23 protein-coding genes and 1 pseudogene are annotated in these 25157 nt (G+C 72.9%); 8 read left to right on the top strand and 16 right to left on the bottom strand.

Going from position 1 to position 25157, the window contains the following annotated elements; genetic code table 11:
- Positions 1-89 precede the first annotated feature (89 nt).
- Entirely contained in the window at positions 90-737 is a 648-nt protein-coding gene (locus tag Prubr_RS14850; RefSeq protein ID WP_212825847.1) for an IclR family transcriptional regulator, read from the top strand.
- Between the two features lie 112 nt (positions 738-849).
- Here Prubr_RS14850 and Prubr_RS14845 read toward each other — a convergent pair whose 3' ends face one another.
- The 4 genes and pseudogenes from Prubr_RS14845 to Prubr_RS14830 form a co-directional block, all read right to left on the bottom strand.
- On the bottom strand, positions 850-1530 hold the full coding sequence (locus Prubr_RS14845; protein WP_212825845.1) for an HAD family hydrolase: 681 nt from the start codon (positions 1528-1530) through the stop codon (positions 850-852).
- 33 nt (positions 1531-1563) lie between these two features.
- Positions 1564-2973, bottom strand: coding sequence for a class II fumarate hydratase (locus Prubr_RS14840; RefSeq protein WP_212825843.1), 1410 nt, complete (start codon positions 2971-2973; stop codon positions 1564-1566).
- Positions 2974-3018: 45 nt separating this feature from the next.
- Positions 3019-4688: pseudogene (locus tag Prubr_RS14835) on the bottom strand (fumarate hydratase).
- A gap of 81 nt (positions 4689-4769) precedes the next feature.
- The gene (locus Prubr_RS14830) at positions 4770-6203 is read right to left on the bottom strand and encodes an outer membrane protein assembly factor BamB family protein (RefSeq protein WP_246568692.1); all 1434 of its coding nucleotides are present in this window, start codon (positions 6201-6203) and stop codon (positions 4770-4772) included.
- Between the two features lie 242 nt (positions 6204-6445).
- Here Prubr_RS14830 and Prubr_RS14825 point away from each other — a divergent pair, with 242 nt between their 5' ends.
- Together Prubr_RS14825 and hisC are read left to right on the top strand one after the other, a co-directional pair.
- Entirely contained in the window at positions 6446-7414 is a 969-nt protein-coding gene (locus tag Prubr_RS14825; RefSeq protein WP_212825841.1) for an RDD family protein, read from the top strand.
- Positions 7411-8511: a histidinol-phosphate transaminase gene (gene hisC / locus Prubr_RS14820; protein ID WP_212825839.1), complete on the top strand. Its 1101-nt coding sequence runs from the start codon at positions 7411-7413 to the stop codon at positions 8509-8511. Before Prubr_RS14825 ends, hisC begins: the two co-directional genes overlap by 4 nt.
- A 25-nt stretch (positions 8512-8536) precedes the next feature.
- On the opposite strand, the gene Prubr_RS14815 is transcribed toward hisC, so the two are convergent.
- The 4 genes from Prubr_RS14815 to Prubr_RS14800 form a co-directional block, all read right to left on the bottom strand.
- On the bottom strand, positions 8537-9880 hold the full coding sequence (locus Prubr_RS14815) for an outer membrane protein assembly factor BamB family protein (protein WP_212825837.1): 1344 nt from the start codon (positions 9878-9880) through the stop codon (positions 8537-8539).
- Positions 9881-9986: 106 nt separating this feature from the next.
- The gene (locus Prubr_RS14810; RefSeq protein ID WP_212825835.1) at positions 9987-10220 is read right to left on the bottom strand and encodes a hypothetical protein; all 234 of its coding nucleotides are present in this window, start codon (positions 10218-10220) and stop codon (positions 9987-9989) included.
- A 105-nt stretch (positions 10221-10325) separates the two neighbouring features.
- Positions 10326-11525: a fumarylacetoacetase gene (fahA, locus tag Prubr_RS14805; RefSeq protein WP_212825833.1), complete on the bottom strand. Its 1200-nt coding sequence runs from the start codon at positions 11523-11525 to the stop codon at positions 10326-10328.
- Complete coding sequence (locus Prubr_RS14800) at positions 11525-12367, bottom strand: hypothetical protein (RefSeq protein ID WP_212828044.1); 843 nt, start codon at positions 12365-12367, stop codon at positions 11525-11527. The genes fahA and Prubr_RS14800 overlap by 1 nt, the downstream gene beginning before the upstream one ends.
- A gap of 148 nt (positions 12368-12515) precedes the next feature.
- Here Prubr_RS14800 and Prubr_RS14795 point away from each other — a divergent pair, with 148 nt between their 5' ends.
- Complete coding sequence (locus tag Prubr_RS14795) at positions 12516-13688, top strand: homogentisate 1,2-dioxygenase (protein WP_212825831.1); 1173 nt, start codon at positions 12516-12518, stop codon at positions 13686-13688.
- Positions 13689-13728: 40 nt separating this feature from the next.
- On the opposite strand, the gene Prubr_RS14790 is transcribed toward Prubr_RS14795, so the two are convergent.
- The 4 genes from Prubr_RS14790 to Prubr_RS14775 all read right to left on the bottom strand — a co-directional run bounded on the left by Prubr_RS14790 (position 13729) and on the right by Prubr_RS14775 (position 16594).
- Positions 13729-14700, bottom strand: coding sequence for a tetratricopeptide repeat protein (locus Prubr_RS14790; protein WP_212825829.1), 972 nt, complete (start codon positions 14698-14700; stop codon positions 13729-13731).
- A 167-nt stretch (positions 14701-14867) separates the two neighbouring features.
- Complete coding sequence (gene ispF, locus Prubr_RS14785) at positions 14868-15356, bottom strand: 2-C-methyl-D-erythritol 2,4-cyclodiphosphate synthase (RefSeq protein ID WP_212825827.1); 489 nt, start codon at positions 15354-15356, stop codon at positions 14868-14870.
- Complete coding sequence (gene ispD / locus Prubr_RS14780) at positions 15353-16060, bottom strand: 2-C-methyl-D-erythritol 4-phosphate cytidylyltransferase (protein WP_212825825.1); 708 nt, start codon at positions 16058-16060, stop codon at positions 15353-15355. Before ispD ends, ispF begins: the two co-directional genes overlap by 4 nt.
- 48 nt (positions 16061-16108) lie before the next feature.
- Positions 16109-16594, bottom strand: a complete 486-nt coding sequence (locus Prubr_RS14775; RefSeq protein ID WP_212825823.1) for a CarD family transcriptional regulator — start codon at positions 16592-16594, stop codon at positions 16109-16111.
- Between the two features lie 351 nt (positions 16595-16945).
- Here Prubr_RS14775 and Prubr_RS14770 point away from each other — a divergent pair, with 351 nt between their 5' ends.
- Positions 16946-17674 (top strand): hypothetical protein, encoded by a 729-nt coding sequence (locus tag Prubr_RS14770; protein ID WP_212825821.1) that lies wholly within the window; start codon positions 16946-16948, stop codon positions 17672-17674.
- 8 nt (positions 17675-17682) lie between these two features.
- Here the strand turns inward: Prubr_RS14770 and Prubr_RS14765 are convergent, their stop codons facing one another.
- The 4 genes from Prubr_RS14765 to Prubr_RS14750 all read right to left on the bottom strand — a co-directional run bounded on the left by Prubr_RS14765 (position 17683) and on the right by Prubr_RS14750 (position 21599).
- A complete protein-coding gene (locus tag Prubr_RS14765; RefSeq protein WP_212825819.1) occupies positions 17683-18141 on the bottom strand; it encodes a hypothetical protein in 459 nt (152 codons plus the stop codon).
- Between the two features lie 126 nt (positions 18142-18267).
- Positions 18268-19338, bottom strand: coding sequence for a type III polyketide synthase (locus tag Prubr_RS14760; protein ID WP_246568690.1), 1071 nt, complete (start codon positions 19336-19338; stop codon positions 18268-18270).
- Between the two features lie 286 nt (positions 19339-19624).
- Positions 19625-20794, bottom strand: coding sequence for an acyl-CoA dehydrogenase family protein (locus Prubr_RS14755; protein ID WP_212825817.1), 1170 nt, complete (start codon positions 20792-20794; stop codon positions 19625-19627).
- Positions 20795-20822: 28 nt separating this feature from the next.
- Complete coding sequence (locus tag Prubr_RS14750; RefSeq protein WP_212825815.1) at positions 20823-21599, bottom strand: methyltransferase domain-containing protein; 777 nt, start codon at positions 21597-21599, stop codon at positions 20823-20825.
- A gap of 45 nt (positions 21600-21644) precedes the next feature.
- Here Prubr_RS14750 and Prubr_RS14745 point away from each other — a divergent pair, with 45 nt between their 5' ends.
- From Prubr_RS14745 to radA, 3 genes are all read left to right on the top strand, one after another.
- Complete coding sequence (locus tag Prubr_RS14745) at positions 21645-22484, top strand: UbiA family prenyltransferase (protein WP_212825813.1); 840 nt, start codon at positions 21645-21647, stop codon at positions 22482-22484.
- 201 nt (positions 22485-22685) lie between these two features.
- On the top strand, positions 22686-23417 hold the full coding sequence (locus Prubr_RS14740) for a copper chaperone PCu(A)C (RefSeq protein WP_212825811.1): 732 nt from the start codon (positions 22686-22688) through the stop codon (positions 23415-23417).
- 87 nt (positions 23418-23504) lie between these two features.
- Complete coding sequence (gene radA, locus Prubr_RS14735) at positions 23505-24932, top strand: DNA repair protein RadA (protein ID WP_212825809.1); 1428 nt, start codon at positions 23505-23507, stop codon at positions 24930-24932.
- Positions 24933-25157 lie beyond the last annotated feature (225 nt).

Raw genomic sequence — 25157 nt, 5'->3', positions numbered from 1 at the left:
CATACCCCTGACCCACCTTATCCGATCTTGGCGGCCGGCAGGGGCCGGCGTGGCGCCGGCCGATCCGCTCCACGCGTAGGGTCTCGGTCGTGGAGAGCGCGCCCCGCCCGGGTGAGACGGCACAGACCCTCGACCGGGGGCTACGACTGCTGCAGCTGGTCGCCGACGCACCCGGCGGGTTGACCGTCACCGAGGCGGCGGCCCGGCTCGGTGTCGGCCGGACGGTCGTCTACCGGTTGGTCGCCGCGCTGGTCCAGCACGGCCTGGTCCGCCGCGACACGGCCGGCCGGCTCCGGCTCGGGGTGGGCGTGCTCCAGTTGGCCCGACGCGCGCAGCCGCTGCTCGCCGACGCCGCCCTGCCGGCGCTGCGCCGGCTGGCCGAGCAGGTCGGCGCGACCGCCCACCTGACCGTGGCCGAGGGTGACGAGGGGGTCGCCCTGGCCGTCGTCGAGCCGAGCTGGACCGCGTTCCATGTCGCCTACCGGACCGGATCCCGGCATCCGCTCGACCGGGGCGCGGCCGGTCGGGCGATCCTCGCCGGCCGGCTCGGCGACCTCGGTCCGGTCGCGACGGTCGGCGAGCTGCAACCCGGGGCGTACGGCGTGGCCGCCCCGGTCACCGGCGTCGAGGGCCTGGCCGCGAGCGTGGGCGTGGTGGCACTCGCCGCCCTGGACATCGAATCGGTCGGCCCACAGGTGAGCGCCGCCGCCACCGCGATAGCCACCGCCCTCGGCTGAAGCACCCCCAAAGATCCGCGTGATCAGGGTTCGAGTCTGGCGTGTCGTCGGCGTGTCGGCATGCAGAGTCCCTGATCACGCGGATCTTGGCGGCGAACCCCTCGGGCCGGGGTCAGGCCGGCAGCGCGGCGATCGCCGCGGGCAACTCGGTCAGCGTCCGTACCTGGCCGTCCGGGCGTAGGCCGGCCGACGTCGCCGCGCCGGACCGGTTGAGCCAGATCGCCCGCAACCCGGCCGCCTGGGCACCGGTCACGTCGTGTTCCGGCGAGTCGCCGACGTAGACCACCGCGGCCGGTTCAGCCCCGGCCGCCGACAGCACGGCCGCGTAGAAGGCCGGGTCCGGCTTCTTCGGCACCCCGCCGACATGGGCGTAGATCTCGAACGCGAACTCGCCGGCGAGCCCGCACCGCTCCGCCCGGCTGTTGCCGTTGGTGGCGAACCCCAGCGTGTACGTCTCCCGCAGCCGCCGCAGCGCCGGCAGCGCGTCGGCGAACGGCCGGGTCAGCTCGAACCGTCGGGCGAAGAACAGTCCGGCGAGCCGGTCGAGTTCGGTCTCGAGGCCGGCCCGGGCCAGCGACCGGGCCAACGCGGCCCGGCGGATCTCGGTCACCGGGGCCGACGCCAGGTCGCCGAAGACCGCTCCCCAGTCGGACTCCAGGTCGGCGAGCGTCACGTTCGCCGCCATCGGGGTGAGCCGCCACATCTCCTCGAGTACGGCCACCAGCCCGCCGGTCACCGCGGGCCGCAGGTCGATCAGCGTCTCGTCGGCGTCGAAGACCACGGCGGAGATCACGCGGTCGAGGGTAGGCCGGCGCCCGCCCCGATCTCAGGGGCGGGTCATCCGCAGCACGTCGAGCGCCTCGTCGAGCTGCCGTTCGGTGAGCCGGCCCGACTCGACGTGCCCCCGCTCGATCACCACCTCGCGGATGGTCAGCCCCTCGGCCAGCGCCTGCTTGGCGATCGAGGCCGCCTCGTCGTACCCGAGGTAGCGGTTGAGCGGGGTGACGATCGACGGCGAACTCTCCGCGTACGTCCGGGCGACCTTCTCGTCGGCGACCAGGCCGGCCACGCAGCGGTCGGCCAGCAGGCGGCTCGCGGCGGCCAGCAGCCGGATGGACTCCAGCAGGTTGCGGGCCATCACCGGGAGCATCACGTTGAGTTCGAAGTCGCCCTGGGTACCGGCGAAGGTCACCGTGGCGTCGTTGCCGATCACCTGTGCGCACACCTGCCGGACCGCCTCCGGCACGACCGGATTGACCTTGCCGGGCATGATCGACGAGCCCGGCTGGAGGTCGGGGATGAGCAGTTCGCGCAGGCCGGCGGTGGGGCCGGACCCCATCCAGCGGATGTCATTGACGATCTTGTAGAGGCTGACCGCGACGGTCTTGAGCTGTCCGGACGTCTCGACCAACGCGTCCCGCGCGCCCTGCGCCTCGAAGTGGTCCCGGGCCTCGGTCAGCGGCAACCCGGTCGTCTGCCGGAGTCGTTCGATCACCGCCGCCGCGAACCCGGGCGGGGTGTTGATGCCGGTGCCGACCGCGGTGCCACCGAGCGGTAGTTCGGCGAGCCGGGGCAGTGCCGACTCCAGCCGTTCGACACCGAGCCGCACCTGCGTCGCGTACCCGGCGAACTCCTGTCCGAGAGTGACCGGCGTGGCGTCCATCAGGTGCGTACGGCCCGCCTTGACCACGATGGCGAATTCGGCCGCCTTCGCCGCGAGCGCGGCGTCGAGGTGCCGCAGCGCCGGCAGCAGATCGTGTACGACCGCCTGGGCCGCCGCCAGGTGGATCGACGACGGAAAGACGTCGTTGCTCGACTGCGACGCGTTGACGTGGTCGTTCGGGTGCACCTGGCGGCCGAGTCCACGCTCGGCGAGGGTGGCGATCACCTCGTTGGTGTTCATGTTCGACGAGGTGCCGGATCCGGTCTGGAAGACGTCGATCGGGAACTGGTCGTCGTAGCCGCCGTCGGCCACGTGGGCCGCGGCGGTGGCGACGGCATCGGCGATCTCCGGGTCGAGCACCCCGAGTTCGGCGTTGACCTCCGCGGCGGCGCCCTTGATCTGGGCGAGCGCGCGGATGTGCGCGGATTCCAGCCCACGCCCGGAGATCGGGAAGTTCTCCACCGCGCGCTGCGTCTGCGCCCGCCACAGCGCGTCGGCGGGCACCTGCACCTCGCCCATCGTGTCGCGTTCGATCCGGTAGCCCACAGCCTCAGGAGAAGTCACGTACTCCATCCTGCCCCGCACGACGCCGGCACGCAGAGATCCCCGAGGTAAGGGTCAGCGGCGGCCGACCGTCAGGACGGGCTTGGTCACCTCGGCGAAGAAGTCGTTGCCCTTGTCGTCGACGACGATGAAGGCCGGGAAGTCCTCGACCTCGATCTTCCAGACCGCCTCCATGCCCAACTCCGGGTACTCCAGCACCTCCACGTGCCGGATGCAGTCCTGGGCCAGCCGGGCGGCCGGGCCACCGATCGAGCCGAGGTAGAAGCCGCCGTGCTGGTGGCAGGAGCGGGTCACCTGGCCGGACCGGTTGCCCTTGGCGAGCATGACCTGCGAGCCGCCGGCGGCCTGGAACTTCTCCACGTACGCGTCCATCCGGCCCGCCGTCGTCGGGCCGAACGAACCCGACGCGTAGCCCTCGGGGGTCTTCGCCGGCCCGGCGTAGTAGACCGCGTGGTCGCGCAGGTACTGCGGCATCGGCTCGCCGGCGTCCAGCCGCTCGGCGATCTTGGCGTGGGCGATGTCGCGGGCGACGACCAGCGGGCCGGTGAGCGACAGTCGGGTCTTCACCGGGTAGCGGGACAGTTCGGCCCGGATCTCGTCCATGGGCCGGTTGAGGTCGACGCGGACCACGTCGGAGTCCCCGCCGAGGGTCTCCTCGGTGACCTCGGGCAGGAAACGGGCCGGGTCGGTCTCCAGCCGCTCCAGCCAGACCCCGGACGGGGTGATCTTCGCCACCGCCTGCCGGTCGGCGGAGCACGAGACCGCGATAGCGACCGGGCAGGAGGCGCCGTGCCGGGGCAGCCGGACCACGCGTACGTCGTGGCAGAAGTAGCGGCCGCCGAACTGCGCACCGATGCCGAACTGCCGGGTCAGCTCCAGCACCTCGGCCTCCAGCTCGACGTCACGGAAGCCGTGCGCCAGCATCGAGCCCTCGGTCGGCAGGTTGTCGAGGTACTTGGCCGAGGCGAGCTTCGCGGTCTTCAGCGCGTGTTCGGCGGACGTGCCGCCGATGACCACGGCGAGGTGGTAGGGCGGGCAGGCCGAGGTGCCGATCAGCCGCAGCTTCTCCTCCAGGAACTGCATCATCCTGGTCGGGTTCAGCAGCGCCTTGGTCTCCTGGTAGAGGTAGGACTTGTTGGCCGAGCCGCCACCCTTGGCCATGAAGAGGAACTTGTAGGCGTCCGGGTGGCCGCCCGGGTCCTCGGCGTACAGCTCGATCTGCGCCGGCAGGTTGGTGCCGGTGTTGCGCTCCTCCCACATCGTGATCGGGGCGAGCTGCGAATAGCGCAGGTTGAGCCGGGTGTACGCCTGGTAGACGCCGCGGGCGATGGCCTCTTCGTCGGAGCCGTCGGTGAGCACGTGCCGGCCGCGCTTGCCCATGACGATCGCGGTGCCGGTGTCCTGGCACATCGGCAGCACGCCGCCGGCCGCGATGTTCGCGTTGCGCAGCAGGTCGAGGGCGACGAACCGGTCGTTGGGCGAGGCCGCCGGGTCGTCGATGATCGACCGGAGCTGGGCCAGGTGCGCGGGGCGCAGGAAGTGCGCGATGTCGTGCATCGCCTCGGCGGTCAGCGCGGTGAGCGCCGCCGGGTCGACGGTCAGGAACCGCCGGCCGCCGGGGCCGTTGACCACGTCGACGCCCTCGTCGGTGATCAGCCGGTATTCGGTCTGGTCGGCACCGAGGGGCAGCAGGGGGAGTACGAGAACGCGGCGGCACTGCTCATGGATGGAGAGCCTAAGCCAGTGCGGCGGCCCGCTCCCACCCGCCGGTACCGGGCATGTCCGCCGTCACCGAAGTGCCCCGGTCACCCGTCCTTGGGCTGCGGCGATGCGCACTCCGGCTGCTTGGCGCCACCGCACGGCCCACTGCCGTCCCCGTTGCCGCCGGGGTCGTTGCCGCCGCCGGGCGGCCCACCGGGCGGCTGTTCGGGGGCCGAGCCGTTGAAGGGTACGTATCCGACGTCGCGTCCCTCGCCGATGATCATGCCGGCCGGGCCGACCGCGAGGACCTTCGCGGTCGTACGGAGGTTGACCAGTTCCCGGCCGGTCGCGGGATCCAGCGCGATCACCCGGTCCGGGTCGCTGTCCACCACGATCGCCGCGAAGCGGGCCAGGGCCATCTCGGCGTCCGGGTGGACCGGCCGGTCCCAGCGCGGGCCGTCGACCGAGAGGCGGTGTCCCTTCACCGACCTGCCGTCGGCGGCCCGGACCAGGGCGTGGTGGTCGTCGACGGCGCGCAGCTTCTCGCCCTCGGTGCCGACCCACAGGTACCGGCCGTCGTACGCGTCGATCACCGTCTCGCGGGCGTCCGGGGCGATCCCGACGATGACGTTGAGCCCGCCCTGCGGATCCTCCCGCTGTACGCAGCCGGCGCCGTCCGCCGTACGGAGGTTGATCCCGGCCCGTTGCCAGATCCGCTGCCCGGTGTTGGGGTCGTGGGCCTCGACGTTGAAGTAGCAGGTGCCGTCCTCGGAGCGGGCGGTTATCTTCAGCACCCGCCCCCCGACGACGACCAGCCGGTCCCGCCGGTCCGGTTCCAGCCGCTGCACCACGCGGCCGGTCGCGGTGTCGACGACGTGGACCCGGCCGTCGATCGGGAAGCCGATCAGAGCCGGCATGGGCTCGGGACCACCGGCGTCGGGGTCGACACCGTCCGCGGTGAGCCGGCGGGTGCCCAGCACGTCCGGGTTGTCGGCGAAGAGGACGAACCCGACACCGGGGATGTCGGTGGACCACCGGGGGGTGGTGCCCCGCGGATCCCAGGCGGTCAGGGTGCAGTCCTTCGGGTCCGAGCAACGCACGTCGAGCAGGGCGTTGCGGTACGTCCACACGGCGACCGCCTCGGTGTCCTTGCGCCGGACCGCCCCGGTCGCCGGGTCGAGCACCTCGTAGCCCTTGATCAGCAGTTTTCCCACCGCGACGACGGGATCCTGGGCACCGCCGGCGACCGCGCTCCAGTCCGCCTTGCGCTCCCACAGCCGCACTCCGGAGGACAGATTGAGCGCCTCGACGGAGGTCCGGTGCTCGACCACGACGGCGTTCCCGGCCATGGTCACGCTCTTCGGCGTGCCACCGACCCGCTGCTGCCAGGTGACGTCCGGTTTGGACAGTGGTTGGCTACGATTGACCCAGTCCCACATGGTCGGGAACGGATTCCACACCCCGGTGGCGGCGAGCGCGACGACGATGGCCAGCACGAAGATGAGGTAGAACCGCATCCTCGGCTTACCCGTCGCCATGCGGCACACGGTAGTGACGACCGGCCGCCGATGCCGCCAGCGTGATTCGTCCGTGTCGATCCAATACGTCCCCTTATGCCTGATAGATCCGGGCGGTCCGGCGGCTCCGCGGTCCGCCAGGTGGGGCCGGGAAAGCTCCGGAACACGGCCACGGCGGGGTGCCCACAGGACCGGTGGTTAAGGTTCCAGCGTGAGAGCGAGCAGGAGCGAGGGGCCGTGAGCGACCGGAATGAGGACACAGCGTGAGCGTCGATCCGGGCTGGTACAAGGACCCGGCCGACCCCACGACCCAGCGCTACTGGGACGGCGAGGGCTGGATCGGCAAGCCGCTGCCCGCCGACGCCACCCCACCCGCCGGCCCGCCGCCGCCCGAGCCGGAGCCGCCCGCCGCACCCGAGCCGACGCCGCCGGCCGGTAACCAGCCGGTCACCGCGCCGCCGGCCACCGGCGCCGTCGGGTATCCCCCGGCCAACCAACCGCCGGGCGGCCCCCCGCCGCCGGGCTGGCACCCCGGACCGGCACACCCGCCGATGCCCGGCGCGCCCTATCCGCCCTACGGTCACCAGCCGTACGGCTATCAGCCGCCCCAGCCACCGCCGCGGCCACACGGCCTGGCCCTGGCCCCGCTCGGCAGCCGGCTGCTCGCCCGGCTGATCGACATCGGCGCCGTCTTCGCGCTCAACGTGGTCGTCAACGGCTGGTTCGTGTGGCAGTACGTCCAGGAGCTGTCGCCGCTGTTCGCCGAGAGTTGGCGCCGCGCCGTGGCCGGGGACCGCTCCACCGAAGGGCTGCCCCAGCTCGACGCCCGGGCCGACGGGCTCCTGTTGACGATCCTGCTGCTCGCCACCGCCCTGTGGTTCGCGTACGAGGTGCCGGCGGTCGGCAACACCGGTCAGACGCTCGGCAAACGGATCGCCGGCATCAAGGTCGTACCGGTGGAGGCCGACGAGCGGATCGGCTTCGGCCGCTCCTTCCGCCGCTGGATCCGGATGGGCCTGCCGACCCTGCTCTGGTACTGCTGCGTCGGGTTCATCCTCCAGCTCGTCGATTCGGCCTTCCTGCTCTTCGACCGGCCGCTGCGCCAGGCCCTGCACGACAAGTCGGCGCGTACGGTCGTGGTGCAGGTGCCGAAGAACCCCACCCCGCCGAAGGCCGGCGAACCGTCCCCGCCGGCCGGTGACCGCACCGACACCCCAGGAGGCTCCGCATGACCAGCCCCCGCTCCGCCGAGCCCCAGCGACTCACCCGCGCCGACCTCGACGCGCTGCCGAACTACGTACCCGGTCGCAGCCCCGCCGATCTGGCCCGTGAACTCGGGCTGCCCGAGGCGATCAAGCTGGCCAGCAACGAGGTGCCGTATGGGCCGCTGCCCGGTGTCGTCGAGGCGGTGACCGAGGCAGTGACCGGCGCGCACCGGTACCCGGACATGGGTGTCGTGGCGCTACGTGACGCGCTCGCGCAGCGGTACGGCGTCGCCCCGGACCGGATCGCCACCGGCTGCGGCTCGGTGGCGCTCTGCGAGCACCTGGTACGTGCCACCTGCCTGCCCGGCGACGAGGTGCTCTACTCGTGGCGGTCCTTCGAGGCGTACCCGATCATCGCGGCGACCAGCGGCGCGACCAGCGTACGGGTGCCGAACGACGCCGGTCACGGGCACGATCTCGACGCGATGGCGGCGGCGGTGACCGACCGGACCCGGATCGTGCTGGTCTGCAACCCCAACAACCCGACCGGCACCAGCCTGCGCCGGGCACAGCTCGACCGGTTCCTCGACGCGGTCGGCGAGGACGTGCTGGTGGTGCTCGACGAGGCCTACCGGGAGTTCGTCACGGACGCCGACGTGCCGGACGGCATCGAGACGTACGCCGACCGGCCGAACGTGGTCGTGCTGCGCACCCTGTCCAAGGCGTGGGGGCTGGCCGGCCTGCGGATCGGTTTCCTGGTCGGGCAGCCGGCCGTCGCCGCCGCCGTCCGCAAGGTGGTCACGCCGTTCTCGACCAGCCTGGTCGCGCAGGCCGCCGCGCTCGCCGCGCTCGGGCAGGAGGACGAGGTACGCCGCCGCTGCGCGCTGGTCGTCGCCGAACGGGAACGGGTCACCGAGGCGGTGCGCAAGCTGGTTCCCGACGTGCCGAACAGCCAGGCCAACTTCGTCTGGTTGCCGCTGCACGACCGGGCGGCGGCGTTCGGGGCGGCGTGCGAGGCGCGGGGCGTGATCGTACGGCCGTTCCCGGGCGACGGGGTACGGGTCACCATCGGCACCCCGGCGGAGAACGACGCGTTCCTCGCCGCCGCCGAATCGGCTCTCTGAGTTCGGCCGCCTCGCCGGCGCCGCCTCAGGTGCCGGCGAGGATCATCGGCTGGACGACGAAGAAGCCGCCCGGGTCGGTGCCCTCCGGATCCCACTCGTACGGCAGTCGCTCGATGCAGACCAGGCCGGCCTCGGCGTACACGTGACCGGGTTGCCAGTCGGTCTTCTGCCGGTTGGTGACCCCGACGGTGAGCACCGAGCGGGACAGTTCGGCGCCGGTGGCCGGGTCGAGGGTGAGCAGTTGGCCGCCGGCGACCAGCAGGTGCAGCCGACCCGGCTGGCTGGCCAGCAGGCGTACCGGCGGCGCCGACGCCCCGGCGACCGGAGGCACGGACGGGTCGGCCGGCGGGGTGGTGTCGACGGTGCGGCTCCACCGCCGCGCGCCGTCGCCCAGCGAGGTGGCGACGACCGTGGTGGGGTCGGCGCCGGGCGCGACAACCGTGTCCCCGGCGACCAGGGCCGTGGGCGCGTCGAGTGCGGGCACCGGCGTCGGCGTCGGGCCGGCCGTCGACCAGCCGCGGCGCGCACCGGCGCTGAGGACCTGTACGGCCGGGCAGTTGGACGAGGCCGCCGCGCAGCTCACGCCGGTCACCCGGAGCGGCTTGCGGGACCCTTCCGGCTGCCAGCGGGTCACCGCCCCGGTCGTCACGTCGTACAACTCGACCGGCGGCTCCTCGGTGGCGCAGACGTCGACGGTCAGGAAGGCGCCACCGGTCGTGGTGAACCCGGTGGCGCGGCAGTGGGGGCGGTCGTAGCCGGCCCGCCAGAGTTCCCGGCCGGTGGCCGCGTCGAAGCCACGTACCTCGGTGGAGTTGTCGGCGATCAGCACCGCGCCGCCCCCCGGCGGGTTCGCGGTGTAGAGCCCGCGCGGACGGTAGACGGTGTCCGCACCGGTACGTCCGCCGGTGTAGCCGGCGTCGATCGGCTCGGGGCCGGGGGTGCGCCAGCGCACCTCGCCGGTCAGCCCGTCGAGTCCGACGAGTTGGCCGTCGGACCACCGGCTGACCACGGTTTCGCCGGTGACGACCACTCCGACGAGTTGTTCCGGCCACCGGCGGTACGACCAGTAGGGGCTGCGTTCGGTCTTGGCGTCGACCGGTCCGTCGGCGCGTACCTGGCGGGGTGCGGCGTAGATCCGGAGCTGGCCGGCGACGACCAGCGGTGCCGAGGTCAGTACGCCCCGGACCCCGGGGCCGGGCTGCTCGGCGGGCGACGGGAACGGCCCGGCCCGCGTCGTGCTCACCTCGGCCGGGACGAGAACCCGTACGGCGATGACAGCGCCGGCGGCGAGAACACCGGCCGCCAGGGCGGCGGCCGCGGCAACTCGCAGCCAGCGGGGTCCGCTCGACACGAACCGGCGAATCCCCATTTCCGCACCTCCGCCGGAACCTTATCCAGCGGAGGTGGACCCGGTCTTGCCTCCCCCCTTCGCGGGGCTGCCTCGGAGGCAAGCGCTAGGTCGTCAGGTGTGCGGTTCAGACGGCGGCGATGCCACCGGTGTAGCTGACGTCGGCGATGCCGTCGTAGTCGGTGTCGACCTCGGCGTACTCGGCCACGCCGTCGCCGTTCACGTCGTAGGTGGCCATGTCGATGATGCCGTCGCCGTTGGTGTCGGCCTGCGCCAGGATGCCACCGTGCTCGTCGACCTCGACCCGGACCAGGTCGTCGTAGCCGTCGCCGTCGACGTCGGTCTCGATGAACTCAACCATTTCCCTGTCTCCTCTGTGTCGTGCTGACAGGGAAAAGATTAGAAGCTTCCGCGTCGCACCGACTCCCCGATCAGTGCCAGCCGGTGTGCCCTGATCGGACGGCGGTCACCTGGCGGGCCGGACGGTCCCACGCACCTCGCCCAGCGCCAGCATCGTGCCGTCGGGGCCGGGCGCGGTCGCGGTGACCGTCACGGTGTCGCCGTCTTCGAGGAACGTGCGCGACGCGCCGTCGTCGAGCCGCACCGGCTCGGTGCCGCCCCAGGTCAGCTCCAGGAACGAGCCGGTCTGCGACCGGTCCGGGCCGGAGACGGTGCCGGAGGCGAAGAGGTCGCCGCTGCGCACCGAGGCGCCGTTCACGGTGAGGTGCGCCAACTGCTGTGCCGGGGTCCAGTACATGGTCCCGAACGGCGGTCGGCTGACGGTGGTGCCGTTCCAGTCCACGCTCAGCCGCAGGTCGAGCCCGAGGTGCGGCACGTCGGCGAGGTAGTCGAGCACGGCCGGGTCCTGTGCCGGCGCCGGCACCCAGGCGTCGGCGAGCGCCTCCAGCGGGGTCACCCAGGCCGACACCGAGGTGGCGAAGGACTTGCCGAGGAAGGGGCCGAGCGGCTGGTACTCCCAGGCCTGGATGTCACGCGCCGACCAGTCGTTGACCAGTACGACGCCGAAGACGTGCTCGGTGAACCGGTCGACGGGCACCGGTTCGCCGAGTTCGGACGGTACGCCCACCACGAAGCCGACCTCGGCCTCGATGTCGAGGCGCCGGCTCGGTCCGAAGACCGGACCGTCGGGGGTGCCGCGCTGTCCGGACGGACGGATCACCGGGGTGCCGGAGACCACCACCGTGCCGGCCCGGCCGTGGTAGCCGATCGGCAGGTGCTTCCAGTTCGGCAGCAGCGGCGGCTGCCCCGGGCGGAAGATCTGTCCGACGTTGGCCGCGTGGTGTTCGGAGGAGTAGAAGTCGACGTAGTCGCCGACGGCGAGCGGCAGCAGCAGCTCGACCTCGGCGAGCGGGACGAGCAGCGGCTCGACGGCGGGCCGGTGTCCGTCGTCGGTGAGCAGTTCGACGATGCGGCTGCGGACCGCCGTCCACTGTGGACGGCCGAGGGTCAGGAACTCGTTCAGGACCGGTTCGCGCAGCGCGCCGCCGGCGAGAATCAGCTCGGCGGCCTCGGCGCCGTCGAGGTCGAGCACGAGGTCGGCGATCCGTACGCCGATCCGGGCCCGCCCGTCGGCGGGGCGGAAGACCCCGTACGGCAGGTTGTGCACCCCGTACGGCGATCCCGCCGCACCGTCCACCCAGGTCATTACTCGAATCCCCCGTCCACCAGGCCGAGCCTGATCAGGTCGGTCAGCGGTTCCAGGATGCTGCACGAGCCGAAGCCGACCCACAGCGGCCGGTCGGCGGCGCGGCCGGCCCGGGCCGGTTCGATCAGCGGCACCGGATCGGTGGCCGCGAGCAGTTCGGCGACCTCGGCGACCTCGGCGCCGCGGGCGGCGGCGAGCGCGCCGGCCAGCACGTTGAGGAAGCCGTGGTGGGTGAAGCCGGTCTCCGGGTCGGTGTGCCGCAGCGCGTGGTGCAACCCGGCGGTGAGCTTGAACGGCAGTTCCCGGTCGCGGCAGGCGCAGATGACGGCGGCCAGTTCGACGGGGGTGGGGAAGAGTTCGGCGGCGAGCCCGCCGGTGCGGAACTTCGCCGCGACCGGGGCGCCGTCGGCGCGGGCCGCGGTGAGGGTGTCGAGGGCGGCGAGCAGCCCCCAGGTCAGCGGCACCTCGGCGTAGACGGTGACGTCCGGCCAGTCCCGTCGCATGGCGAGCAACGCCTGGAGACCGGGCTGCGGGTCCTCGCTCCGCTTGGCGACGGCGGCCTCGACCTGGCGTACGGCGAGTCGGGGTCCGGCGCCGACGACCGCCGCGGACAGCTTCTCCAGCGGTACGTCGCCGATGACGCCGATCTCGAGCCGCTCGTCGGTGTCGAGGAGGGCGGGCAGGCTGCCGAGGTCGGACGCGGGCACGAGCAGCGGGCCGACGAGTGCCGCGTACCAGCCGCCCCGGTGCCGACGGTGGGCGGTGACCGCGTCGGGCAGCGTGGCGCTGCCGGGCGGGAAGACCGCGGCGTCGTCGACGAGGCCGGTGTAGAGCGCGGGGATCAGGCCCGACGGTGCGTCGGTGGGGGCGAGGCCCGGCGTCCGTACGTTGACACAAGCAGAGAACCTACGGGACGCTACGAGGAGCGGACAATAGTGTCCGATAATAGGACGACACCGTTCGGTGTTCGGAACGGAACGGAGGGTGGCCATGCCGTACTACCGCACCGTCGGTGAGGTTCCCCGCAAGCGGCACACCCAGTTCCGGCAGCCCGACGGCAGCCTCTACGCCGAGGAACTGATGGGCCAGGAGGGCTTCTCCTCCGACTCGTCCCTGCTCTACCACCGCCACCTGCCGACCGCGATCGTGGCCGCCGAGGAGTTCGCCCCGCCCACCTGGTCCCGGGTGCCGAACCTGCCGCTCAAGCCCCGCCACCTGCGCACCCACAAGCTCGACACCCCCGGCGCCGACCCGGTGCTCGGCCGGCACCCGCTGCTGGCCAACGACGACGTCACGGTCTCGTACGTCGTCGCCGACCGTCCGTCGCCGCTCTACCGCAACGCGGTCGGCGACGAATGCCTCTACGTCGAGTCCGGCGCGGCCCAGATCGAGTCGACCTTCGGGGTGCTCGGGGTGACCGCCGGCGACTATGTGATCATCCCCACCTCGGTGATCCACCGGATCGTGCCGGTCGCCCCGGTCCCACTGCGCCTGCTGACCGTCGAGGCGAGCGGGCACATCGGCCCGCCCAGGCGCTACCTGTCCGTACGTGGGCAGTTCCTGGAACACTCGCCCTACTGCGAGCGGGACATACGCGGCCCGGCCGAGCCGCTGCTGATCGACGGTACGGACGTCGAGGTGCTGGTCCGGCACCGGCGGGGCTGGACCCGGCACGTCTACGCCAACCACCCGTTCGACGTGGTCGGCTGGGACGGTCACCTCTACCCGTGGGCGTTCTCGATCCACGACTTCGAGCCGATCACCGGCCGGGTGCACCAGCCGCCACCGGTCCACCAGACGTTCGAGGGCCCCAACTTCGTCATCTGTTCGTTCGTCCCCCGCAAGGTCGACTACCACCCGCAGGCGATCCCGGTGCCCTACAACCACCACAACGTCGACTCCGACGAGGTGCTCTTCTACACCGGCGGCAACTACGAGGCGCGGCGCGGTTCCGGCATCGAGCAGGGCTCGATCTCGCTGCACCCGTCCGGCTTCACGCACGGCCCGCAGCCCGGCGCCGTCGAACGGGCCATCGGCGTCGACTACTTCGACGAACTGGCCGTGATGGTCGACACCTTCCGGCCGCTCGACCTGTGCGAGCCGGCGCTGTCCTGCGAAGACGCCGGCTACGCTTGGACCTGGGCCCGCAACCCGGGCCGGTGACGCCTGTCGGCGGCCGACGCCCGGCCGGGCGTCGGCCCGGTCACGGCTGCCGGGTACGGAACACCGCGAGCTGGGCCACCGCGGTCGCCACGATCGCCAGCACCAACGGCCACGGGGTGCCGATCGCCGCGTAGAGCAGGACCAGGAACGGGCCGGCCAGCGAGGCGTACACCGCCAGGGCCATCAGCCGGTCGGTGCGCAGCAGCTCCGACAGCACCTTGCCGATCGCGCCCGGCACCCGGGTGGCCATCACACCAACCACGACGAATCCGACGACGCCCGCGAAGCCGGCCATGAAGCGGGAGATCGGCTCGTTCGCCGCCGCCATGAACGCCACCAGGACGGCGGCCACGATCGTGTAGCCGGCGCCGTAGACGACGAGCTGCCGCACCGCGTCGCCGAGCGTCCGCTTGACCGGCTGCGGCTCCGCGACCGGGGTCAGGTCGACCCGGTCGGCGAGCTCCTCCAGCGCCCGCGCGTAACGCTTGCGCTCCAGCCGGATGACGCCCGTGTCGTCGCGGGCGTCGGCGAGCGACGGGTCGAGCCGCAGCGCCTCCTGGTAGGCGCGCTCCGCCAGGTCGAAGAGCTGGAGCCGGGCGGCCACCACGGCGAGCACCAGGTGCCCCTGCGATTCGTCGGGGGCCAGTTCGACCGCCCGCCAGGCGGCGTTGACCGACTTCTGGCCGTTGCGCGAGTCGGCCAGGATCGCGGCCGCGCTGCGGTGGGCGTACGCGTCGTCGGGGCCCCGGGCCAGGATCTCGTCGGCGACCTGGGCCGCCTCGCCGAACCGCCGCAGATCGCCGAGCGCCATGCCCCGGGCCACCAACGCGCCGGGCAGCCCCGGCGCCGCCGCGAGGGCGCCGTCCGCGGCCGCCAGGGCCTCCGCCGGCCGTTCCGCCGCCAGATGTACGCGGGCCAGCGCGGTCAGCGTCGCCGGATCGCTCGGTCGGTCGGTGATCGCGTCGGTGAGCTCGCCCGCCGCCTCGTCGTACCGGCCCAGATCGGCGAGCATCTCGGCCCGCCGGACGTGGCCGTCGTCCGATGTGGCATCCGGGTGGGGGTGGCGTCGCTGGACACCACCCGAGCCTAGCCGGAGCCGTCCCGCGCTCCCGCCGGTGACGTCCGGCCGGCCGCGACGGTGCCGGGTCGATCAGCGCGACAGCGCCTGGGAGGCGTGGATCAGCGCGACAGCGCCTGGGAAGCGTGGATCAGCGCGACAGCGGTGGCGGCGAGCCCTTCGGCGCGGCCGGTCAGGCCCAGGCCGTCCGTGGTGGTGCCGGCCACGGTCACGGGTGCTCCGGCGGCCCCACCGAGCGCCCGCTGCGCCTCGTCCCGCCGGCCACCGATCTTCGGACGTACGCCGATCACCTGGATGGAGATGTTGCCGATCTCGAAGCCGGCGGCGCGTACCCGGCGGGCGGTCTCGGCGAGCAGCACCACGCCGGCCGCCCCGGCCCATTCCGGCCGGTCGGTGCCGTAGTTCGAGCCGAGGTCGCCGAGCCCGGCGGCGGACAGCAGCGCGTCGCAGGCCGCGTGGGCGGCCACGTCACCGTCGGAGTGACCGGCCAGACCGTCCTGGTCGGGCCAGAGCAGGCCGGCCACCCAGCACGGTCGACCGGCCTCGAACGCGTGCACGTCGGTGCCGATGCCGACCCGGGGAACGATCACGGGTCGAAGCGTACGCGGCCGGACAGCAGGTGCTCGGCGAGCATCAGGTCGAACGGACGGGTGATCTTCAGGGCGAGTTCGGAGCCGGGTACGCAGGTGACCGTACCGCCGCTCTTCTCGACCAGGCCGGCGTCGTCGGTGAGCGGGTCAACGGCGGCGGCATGGGCGGCGACGAGCACCGACCGGCGGAAGCCCTGCGGCGTCTGTACGGCCCGCAGCACCGACCGGTCGACGGTGCCGAGTACGACGTCGTCGGCCGACACCTCCTTGACGGTGTCGGTCACCGGCAGTACCGGGATCACCGCGTCGTGGCCGGCACGCACCCGGGCGGCAACCGACTCGACAAGTGTCGCCGGGGTGAGCGCCCGGGCAGCGTCGTGGACCAGCACGATCTGCGGCCCGGCCGGTACGGCGGCCAGCGCCGCGGCGACCGACTGCTGGCGGTCCGCCCCACCGGGGACCACGGTCACCGGGGCGACGGGGGCGAGCAGGCGGCGTACGTGGTCGACGTCGGCGGCCGGTGCGGCGACCACGATCACCGCGACCGATGGTGCCTCGGCCACCCGCCGTACCGCGTGCACCAGCAGCGGCTCGCCACCGAGTAGCCGGAGCGCCTTGGGGCCACCGGGGCCGAGCCGCACTCCGGCACCTGCGGCAGGAACGAGGACCGCGACGTCACCGCGCGGGTTGAGCTGCGCGGTCACGTCGCGGTCCTCGTCGAAAACAGTGTGTGGGATGTGGGCCGAAGCTTCTCAGGCCTCGGTCAGCACCTTGTCGAGCAGCGTCTCCGCCTCGTCCTTGGTGCTCTTCTCGGCGAGCGCGACTTCGCCGACGAGGATGTCACGAGCCTTGGCGAGCATCCGCTTCTCCCCCGCCGACAGGCCACGCTCCCGCTCCCGGCGCCAAAGGTCACGCACGACCTCGGCGACCTTCAGGGGGTTACCGGAAGCCAGCTTCTCCAGGTTTGCCTTGTAACGCCGCGACCAGTTGGTCGGCTCCTCGGTGTGCGGAGCCCGGAGCACGTCGAAGACCTTACCCAGACCTTCCTCGCCGACCACCTCGCGCACGCCCACGATCTCGGCATTCTCGGCGGGCACCCGGACCGTCAGGTCACCCTGAGCGACCCGAAGGACGAGGTATTGCTTAGGCTCGCCCTTGATGACCCGAGTCTCGATTGCCTCGATGAGTGCGGCCCCGTGGTGGGGGTAAACAACGGTCTCGCCGACACTGAAATCCATAGGTTCGAAACCCCTTTCGCTGTGTCTAGGGTAACACGCTCAGGCACCGATGTCCCACCCAGGTGCTGACCATTAGCCCAGCTCAGAGGCCCTGTGAGAGGTCTTGCTCCAGCTTGACAACCGGCCAATTCGCCATTTCCGCCACTCTCCGTGACGTCCGGATCACCAGTGTGCCGCCAGAGCTCGAAAAATCGGATCTAGGACGTTGCGGTCATTCCATCATATCCCGGACCGCTCGCCGGTGACCGACACTGGCAATCACCCGGGCATTGGGCGAGGCTGGAGGGCAGGGTTCCGATCGATTCCGCCGGACCCTGATCGACTCTGCGAGGTAAAAACCCCAGGGGCGCCATGGGCACACCCAGCAACGGTGACAGCCGACCGGACCGCGAGGGACTGCCCGACCTGCCCGCCGAATGGGGCACGATCGTCGTCCCCGACGACCCGTCCGAACTCGCCGCCGAAGCCGCCCAGGTCCGCCGCGAACTCCGCCAGCGCCGCCGGGCCGTACGGCAGCGCACCGGTCCCGACCGGACCGCCGGAAGGTTCGAACCAGCCTCCCTGCGCATCCCCCTGCTCATCGTCTCGCTCGCCGTCCTGGCGGCGCTCACCAGCCTGATCGCCGTCATCTGGCAGGGCCAACGCCAGTCCGACGACAACCCGGCCACGGGCGGCGGCGGAGCCGCCCCCACCGCCACCCTGCCGGCCGTCGACCTGGTCGGCCCCGACGGCGGCCCGGTGCCCGTACACGGCCTGCTGCCGGCCGTCGTCGTGCTCGTCAGGGACTGCGCCTGCGACGCCCAGATCCAGGCCGTCGCGGCCGACGCGCCGGCAGAGGTGACCGTCGTACCGGTCGGCGGCCGACCCCCGTCCGTCGCCCCCGCGCCGGGTGGCGCGGCGGTCCGCCCACTGGCCGACCCGGATGCCCGGCTGGACACGTTCGTCGACGGGCTCGCGGCCGGTGAACCGGGCCCCACCATGCTGCTCGTCGCCGCGTCAGGGCGGATCGTCCGGGTACTGCCCGCGACGACAGCGGTCGAGGCGTACCGGGCGGACCTGGCTCTGCTGGCGAGCCGCTGACCTGACCGTCAGGGAATCGCCACGACCTGTACGGCGGCCTCGACCGGGCCCGGCCCCATCCGGCGGAAGACCACGACCAGGCCCTCGTCCACCGCCGTGACCTCGACCGACTCGAAGGTGTCGCCGCAGTTCACCCGGTCCCGCCGCCCCTGCGTACCGGAACCGCCCAGTCGCATCTCCAGCCCGCCGTCGCCGACGCACACGAACTGCACCAGGAAGCGGTCCCCCGATTCCGCCGGGATCGCCCAGCGCTCCCACCCGTCCGCACCGAGCCGCTCCACCTCGCGTCGTACGGTGCCCGCGAACTGCGGGAGACGCAGGTCCGCGCTGTCGCCCAGGACGATGGTGCCCGCCCCGTCGGTCCCCGGCGGCCGGTCGACCTCCGGCGCCCAGTCACCCTCGTCGCCCACGACCGGTGAGCCGGCCCGGTCCGGCAGCGGCTCTCCGGGGGCGCGGCGGACACCCACCAGCCGACCCCGATGAACAGTGCCGCCACCGCCAGAAAAGCGAGTACGGCCCCGGAGTACCGCTGCGAATCGTCCGTCTGCACCCGGCGACTATATGGGGCGCTTCCGGACACCGAACGAGCCACTTCAGGGCTCCGGAATCCACTCCAGCAACGCAGCGTAGAGCGTCAGACCGGGGCCGAACGCCAGCATCACCACCCGGTGCGGCGGGCTCCCGGAACGCCGCAGCCGATCGAGGATCAGCAGCACCGTCGGCGACGAACAGTTGCCGCGCTCCGCCAGCACCGCGCGCGACGCCGCCATCGCCTCCGCCGACAACTCCAGCTCCCGCTCGACCACGCCCAGGATCCGCGGGCCGCCCGGATGCACGGCCCACCCGTCTACATCGGACAAGCGGAGGTCGTGGCGGGCCAGCAGGTCGTCGACGAGCCCGCGTACGTGCACCGACAGCACCTGCGGCACCCGCGGCGACAACCCCATCCGGAACCCGAGGTCGGTCACCTCCCACGTCATGTGGTCGGCCGTCGACGTGTCCGTGACGGCGGCCACCTCACGGACGGCGTACCCGCCGGCGCGGGACGGCAACACCACCGCCGCAGCGGCCGCGTCCGAGAAGAGCGCGTGCGCCACGATCTGCTGGGTGTCCACCCGCGCCGACGGCGGCTGCACGTGCAGGCTGGTCAACTCGACGCAGAGCAGCAGCGCCGGACGACCCCGCGCGGCGACGAAGTCACCCACCGTCCCCAGCCCCGGCAGCGCCGCGTAACAACCCATGTGCCCGACGAAGAGCCGCTGGGTGTCGGCCGCCATACCCAGGTCACGGGCGAGCAGGATGTCCAACCCCGGCGTGGCGTACCCGGTGCACGAACACACCGCGAACAAGCCGAGGTCGTCCGCGGCCACCCCGGCGTCGGTCAGCGCCCGACCGACCGCCTCCTTGCCCAACGGCAGCGCCTCGACCAGATAACGCGCCATCCGCCGCTCCGTGGACCAGCCGGACAGATCCTCGAGCAACGGACTGACCACCGCCTGCCGGGTGGTCACCCCCGAATTGGCGAAGATCCGTTCAGCGAGGGCCCGGGTCGTGCCCTCGTAGTAGCCGGCGAAATAGCCCTCCCACAGGTCGCGTTGGGCCGCGGCGGGCGGCAACGCCACGCCCAGACCGGCGACCACCGGAACGATCCTCCGTTCACCCACCGATACGGCCTCCCGTCACCTGCATGCTCACCGACTCGCTTCTTCGTTCACCCTGCGGGGCTCACTCGCTCCGCTCGCCCACTCCTCGCGCCCACAGCACCAGCCTTTCGCTCGCGACTGCGGGGCTCACTCGCTCCGCTCGCCCACTCCTCGCGCCCACAGCACCAGCCTTTCGCTCGCGACTGCGGGGCTCACTCGCTCCGCTCGCCCACTCCTCGCGCCCACAGCACCAGCCTTTCGCTCGCGACTGCGGGGCTCACTCGCTCCGCTCGCTCACTCCTCGCGCTCACCATCTCGGGGTTGACGTGTCGCGGTCCGGGTCGCCGCCCAGCGCCGCGACACCCAGCCAGTCGGCGCACACGTCGGACGTGGCCGGGTGCAGCGAACCGCACCGGGCGTCGCGGTAGAGACGCTCCAGCGGATGGCCGCGCCGGGTCGCCGAGGTTCCCGCCGCCTCCAGCATCGAGGCCGCAACCTCGGCCGCCGTGGTGCCGGCAAGCAGCTTCGCCCGCCACACCCAGCGGTTGGTGTCCACGTCACCCGGTGCCGCGTCGACCCGGCCGGCCGCCTCGTCCACCACCAGCCGGGCCGCCGCGACCGCCGAGTCGGCCCGACCGATCCGGGCCCGTACGGCGGGCAGCCCGCCCAGTCGGCGCGCGTTCACGTGCTCGACGGCCGCGTCGACGGCCGCCTGCGCCACCCCGACGTACACGGCGGCGTAGCTGGCGATCAGCCAGTGCGGCATCATCTGGGCGATCACCAGGGCCAGCCCTTCCACGCCACCGAGCAGCGTGTCGGCCGGCACCCGTACGTCGAGATGCAGGTCGTGCGAGGAGGTCGCGCGCATGCCCAGTGAGTCCCAGGTCGGCTCGACCTCGATCCCGGGAAGCGTCGCCGGGACCAGGAACTGCGACACCACCCCCGGGTCGGCGGCGCTGCGGGCCGCGACCAGGTAGGCGTCGGCGTTGCCGGCACCGGAACAGAACGTCTTCGCGCCCTTGATGTGGTAGCCGCCGTCGACCGGCTCGTAGACGGTGGCCAGCTGCGACAGGCGGGAGCCGGCCCGCCGCTCGCTCATCGCCACGCCGTACCAGGATCCGGTCGCCGCAGCGGCGAGCAGCCGGTCGCGGGCGGCCAGCGCCTCGTCGGGGACGCCGAGTGCCTCGGCGGTCTGTTCGTCGACCGCGCCGAGCGCACCGGTGACCGAGGCGTGCATGTTGAAGACCAGCGCGGTGGCGCCGTTGCCGCGGGCCAACTCGTAGGCGACCGCGGCGTACTCGGCGAAGCTCGCCCCCACTCCGCCCAGTTCGCTCGGGACCATGAGGCCGAAGAGCCCGGCCCGGCGCAGGTCGGCGAAGTCCTCGACCGGAAAGGTGCCGTCCCGGTCGTGTCCGGCCGCGCGGGCCGCCAGCCGTGGCGCCAACCGACGCGCGGCACCGATCGCATCCACCGCCATGCCTCCCCTTCTGCCCGCGGATCACGCTTCAGCTCTGCTTGACGCCACGCCCCTGGTATAGGACCGCCGTGGACCAGGTGGGAACGATGCGGGGCGCCGGCCGGTCGACGGTCGACGCCGAACGTCCGGTAGCCGTCCGAACTACCCAGCCGGCGGTACGCCAGAACGTCGGCCGTACCCCGCGCACCGAGAGCCGTACGCCGTGCCGGGCACACAGCCGGATCAGCTCGCGCGGATCGACGAACAGGGCCGGATCGTGGATGCCCCGCGGCACCCCGGGCACGAGTTCGGCCAGCCGTACGGCCAGCAGCCGGCTCAGCGCGGTCGCGTTCAACGTGTCGAGGACCAGCAGGCCGCCCGGCCGCAGGATCCGGCAGATCCCGGCCACCGTGCCGGGCAGGTCCGGCACGTGTTCGAGCAGTTCACCGGCGACCACCACGTCGGCGCAGCCGTCGGCCAGCGGCACCGCGGTCGCGTCGCCGACGACCGGTTCGACGCCGTGACCGGCCGCCTGTACGAGGGCCGAGCGAACCAGGTCGACGCCGACGTGCCGGTAGCCCTTGCCATGTAGATGCGGGGCGAGCAGGCCGGCGCCGCAGCCGACGTCGACGAGGAGCGCGCCGGGTCCGGTGGCCGGCGGCACGAGCCGGGCCCGGGCCGCGGCCAGCCAGTGCAGCATGGCGAACGCGCCGTCCGGTCGCCACCACTGGTCCGCGAGGTCGTCGTACTGGCGGGGGTCGTTGGGGGGCAGGGCCCGGATGCCGGCGCGACGGTGCTCCGCGCCGACCGCCCCGGAGCTGTCCATGGATCGAGCGTGGCACGACGGGCCGGTAACAACCAGACTTCCTCTATGTCGCGGACGGTGTTAGGGCTGATACGGGCGAGCCATCCGGAGCCGGCGGTCGCGGTGACCACGGTGTCCGCCCTGCTGGCCTGGGGGGTCGGCCACGGGCCGTCGGGCATCGTCCGGGTCGCGGCGACGGTGCTGGCCAGCCAACTCGCCGTCGGGTGGGTCAACGACCGGCTCGACGCGGACCGGGACGCGCTCGTCGGCCGGTCGGACAAGCCACTGGCCACCGGTGCGGTCGGCCGGCGCGCCGTCACGGTGGCGGGCCTGCTGGCCGCGGTGGCCACCCCGCTGCTGGCCACCACGACCACCTGGCCGGCCACGGCCTGCGCCACGCTCGCCCTGGTGTCGGCACTGCTCTACGACTGGCCGCTGAAGACGACCCCGGTGTCGGTGCTGCCGTACGCGGTCTCGTTCGGCGCGCTGCCCGCGTTCGTGGTGCTGGCGCTGCCGGGCGCGCCGGCGCCGCCGTTGTGGCTGGTCGGGGCGGCCGCGCTGCTGGGCGCGGGTGCCCACTTCGCGAACGTCCTGCCCGACCTCGACGACGACGGCCGGACCGGCGTACGCGGGCTCGCGCACCGGATCGGGGCGACCCGGTCGCGGTTCGCCGCCGGGGCGCTGCTGCTCGCGGCGACGGCGACGCTGGTGTTCGGGCCGCCGGGGCCGCCGTCGTGGGTCGGCCTCGCGGCGATCGTCGCCGCCGTCGTGGTCCTGCCCGCCGGCTGGTACGTCGCGCGCCGGGCGGCCCGACGAGGTGGCCGACAGGTCGCCGTGTTCCGGGCCGTCATGCTGATCGCGTTGATCGACGTCGTCCTGCTCGTCGTCGGCGGCCGGGGCCTCTGACCCCGCCCACGGGGCCGGATCCGGCGAGGTGGCGGGCCGGATCGGGGTACGGGGAGGCCGCCAACTAGTCTGGTGCGTGGTCTGTACGGGTGTGCCCACCATGCCCGGGCCGATCGGGCCACGCCCGACGTGCCGCCAGGCCACGCCCCGATGTGCCGGCCGGTTTCGTCACCGGGCGGGATCGCGACGAGGAGGACCGACGTGACGCGCTCGATCAGTGGGACCCGCCACCGGGCGGCTCTGCTGGGTGGGGTGGCTCTCGCCACCGCACTACTGGTGTCGGGTTGCGGCGCGGGCCAGATCGCCGAGACCGCCGCAAAGGCGCCGTCGGTGTCCGGCGTCAACGTCGACTCTCCGGCCGGTTCGGTCCTGATCCGGAACCTGCACGTCGTCTACCAGGGCCCCGAGGGCTATCCGGCCGGCGGCGAGGCCCCGCTGGTGATGAGCCTCTACAACCAGTCCGACGAGCCGGTCATGGTCCGGATCACCGCGACGCCGAGCGCCGGGCCGGACAACCAGTCGACGCTGGTGTCGGGCAGCTCGGTGGTGTTCACCGACCTGACCACTCCCGCGGTGCCGCCGGCCTCGCCGTCGGCGCCCGCGTCCCCGTCGGCCGCCGCCTCGCCGACCGCCACCGGCACCGCGTCCCCGTCGGCGCCCGCCGCATCGGCTTCCCCGACCACTCCGCCCGCCCCCGCGACCCGCCCGGCCGTGATCGAGATTCCGGCGCTGGGCTCCTTCGTCATCTCCGGCACCGGTGACGAACTTCTCCAGGTCGAGGGCCTGAACGCGGCGCTCACCCCGGGCAAGTCGGTCACCCTGACGTTTGAGTTCAGCAACGGGGAGCCACCGCTGGTGACGACCGCGCCGACCGGCGTGCCGCTGTCGCCGGCCCCGCGCGCGACCTCGGTGACCGGCGACGACGGGCACTGACCTTCCGACGGCAGCCTCGGGCGGGCCACCACCTCCTCACGGCGGTTGGTGCCCGCCCGCGTCGTACCCGCTGTCTAGAGTCGTGACGTGACCTCCCGACCCGCGTCGCGGCCCCGGGCCGCAGCCCGTGAGCCGCGTCCCGCCTACGAGTGCGACGCCTGCGGCCACCAGCCACCGAAATGGGTCGGCCGCTGCCCGGAGTGCGGCGAGTGGGGCTCGGTGGTGGAGTCCACCGTCACCGGACCACTGGTCTCCGGGCGGGTGGTCACGTCCCGTCTGCCCGCGGAACCGGCCCGACCGATCGCCACGATCAGCGCCGCACCGGCGAAGGCCCGCCCGACCGGGGTGACCGAACTCGACCGGGTGCTCGGTGGCGGCCTGGTGCCGGGTGCGGTGGTCCTGCTGGCCGGCGAACCGGGGGTGGGCAAGTCGACGCTGCTTCTCGACGTGGCCCAGCAGTGGGCGGCCGGTGCGGGCAGCCCTTCGCTGGTCGTCAGTGGTGAGGAGTCGGTGAGTCAGATCCGGCTCCGGGCCGAACGGATGGGCACCCTCCACGACCGGCTCTACCTGGCCGCGGAGAGCGACCTCGGGGCGGTCATCGGGCACCTCGACGCGGTCAAGCCGGGCCTGCTGGTGCTCGACTCGGTACAGACGATCTCCACCCCCGGCACCGAGGGGGTGCCGGGCGGGGTGACCCAGGTCCGCGCGGTGACCGCCGCCCTGGTCGCCATCGCCAAGGAACGGGGCGTGGCGACCGTCCTGGTCGGCCACGTGACCAAGGACGGACAGGTCGCCGGCCCCCGGGTGCTGGAGCACCTGGTCGACGTGGTGCTCCACTTCGAGGGTGACAAGCACTCGTCGCTGCGGATGGTCCGTGGTGTCAAGAACCGGTTCGGTGCCGCCGACGAGGTCGGCTGCTTCGAGATGCACGAGGGTGGCATCAGCAGCCTGCCCGACCCGTCCGGTCTGTTCCTGACCCGCTACTCCGAGCCGGTGCCGGGCACCTGTGTCACGGTCGCGATGGAGGGCCGGCGGGCGCTGGTGACCGAGGTGCAGGCGCTGATCGGCGCCACCGTCGCCGGTTCGCCGCGGCGCACGGTGTCCGGGCTGGACAGCGCCCGGCTGGCGATGGTGCTGGCCGTGCTCCAGCGCCGCACCGAACGGCTCACCCTGCATGACCGTGAGGTCTTCGCGGCCACCGTCGGCGGGATCCGGGTGGTCGAGCCGGCGGCGGACCTGGCCGTCGCGCTGGCGGTGGCGTCGGGCGGGCTCAACCTCGCGATCGCGCCGAACCTGGTCGCGATCGGCGAGGTCGGCCTCACCGGCGAGGTACGCCGGGTCGGGGCGGTTCCCCGCCGGCTGGCGGAGGCAGCCCGGCTCGGCTTCCGGTTCGCGATCGTGCCGAACGGTTGCGGCCCGGAGTCGACCGGAGTGAAATCCGACACGATCCGCGTGGTGGAGGTCGCCGACGTACGGGCGGCGTTGCAGTGGGCGGCGCGGGCCTCGGCGGAGTGACCGGAACGGCGGACACTCTCCGACCCCCGTCCGGGTGCGCACGGCGACGACGTGGCCGGTGACCGGGGGTGGGCGGTCGAGGTTGCCCGATTTCAGATGGAATGTCGATGACCGGCCCGTAACTGCGGCCAACCGACCGGCCGCCCCACCGCCACGGCACACAGTGGGAGGTCACCGCACCACACACGAGCGTCACCGCGACCGCAGCGGGCGGGTGACGATCCG

The organism is Polymorphospora rubra, assembly GCF_018324255.1.
GTDB classification, from domain to species: Bacteria; Actinomycetota; Actinomycetes; order Mycobacteriales; family Micromonosporaceae; genus Polymorphospora; species Polymorphospora rubra.
The sequence above is the reverse complement of the archived record's forward strand: the minus strand, read 5'-3'. Positions and strand labels throughout refer to the sequence as shown.